Source organism: Pseudoalteromonas sp. SR45-5, from assembly GCF_014163565.1.
GTDB lineage: Bacteria > Pseudomonadota > Gammaproteobacteria > Enterobacterales > Alteromonadaceae > Pseudoalteromonas > Pseudoalteromonas distincta.
The window spans coordinates 1-1,112 of the sequence record NZ_JACJDN010000921.1; the positions used below are offsets into that span (position 1 = coordinate 1).

General features: G+C 32.0%; 1 protein-coding gene. It reads left to right on the plus strand.

The window, feature by feature from the left end; all coding sequences use genetic code 11:
• Positions 1-157: 157 nt before the first annotated feature.
• On the plus strand, positions 158-1,112 hold a 955-nt coding region (locus tag H5072_RS20085), incomplete at its 3' end, for a glycosyltransferase (protein ID WP_182694593.1).

The following is a 1,112-nucleotide window of genomic DNA, read 5'->3' on the forward strand; positions in this document are numbered from 1 at the left end:
GAAGTAGAGATAATGCAAGGTTTGTTTGGAATAATAATCGCTGCAGCTTCAGTTTTATCTTTATGTATTGTAAGACCTTTCGCATTTTTGACCTCAAGTACTGGTAAAAAACTAATTGATAAAAATTTAGCTCTAATTAGGATTAAAAGTTGAAATTATGGAAAATATCAAACTAAGTATAGTTATACCTGTTTACAACGTACAAGACTATTTAGCTGATTGCCTCGAGTCTGTTTACGATGTAAATGAACAATCCAAAGAGATTATTATAATAAATGACGGATCTACAGATAACTCGGCATTTATTATAGAACAGTACAAAAATAAATACCCACTACAAACTCAGGTTATTACACAACATAATCAGGGGTTATCGGCGGCAAGAAACGCGGGTATTAATGCTTCTAAGGGAAAGTTTATTTTATTTTTAGATAGTGACGATACGCTTGAAAGCGAACCTGTATTTAACTTAATACAATTTGCCTGCGATAATGATTTGGATATTTTACAAGGGGTTGCCACTAAGTTTGGTGATGTGCCGAAAGAGCAGTTATCCATGCCGCAAGATGTCTTTGATTACCCTATTTGTAACGGCCGAGATTTTTTAAATAAATACGGTAACTCATCTTCAATTGCTAAGAAAAATTTTAGGCCAGAGGCATGGCTTATGTTAGTAAAACGAGATTTGTTTATAAAAAACAATATATATTTCACTGAGGGTATGTATTTCGAAGACGAATTAATGACACCAACTTTATATTTAAATGCAAATAAAGTTAAAGCTTTAGATATGCCTTTTTATAACTATCGTATTCGCGCAGGAAGTATAACTTCTGTTTTCAATGAAAAGCACATAGCAAGTAAAGCGCTTTTAGTTAAGGAGTATTATTCGCTGTTAGCTAAAAGTAACTTTTACCATAGCTTTCTTAATGGTCGATTAATTGGTTGGTGCCGCGAATCTGAAGAGTATTTAAGCATTAAAGATGTAGCTAAACTGTTTTTTTTACGTAAATATAGATTTAAAGACTTGCTACTCTTAAACATGATTTTAATTAAAAAGGTGATGAATTTTGGTCGCTTTAAAAATGTAAAAGACGCATTAAACGTTAAGT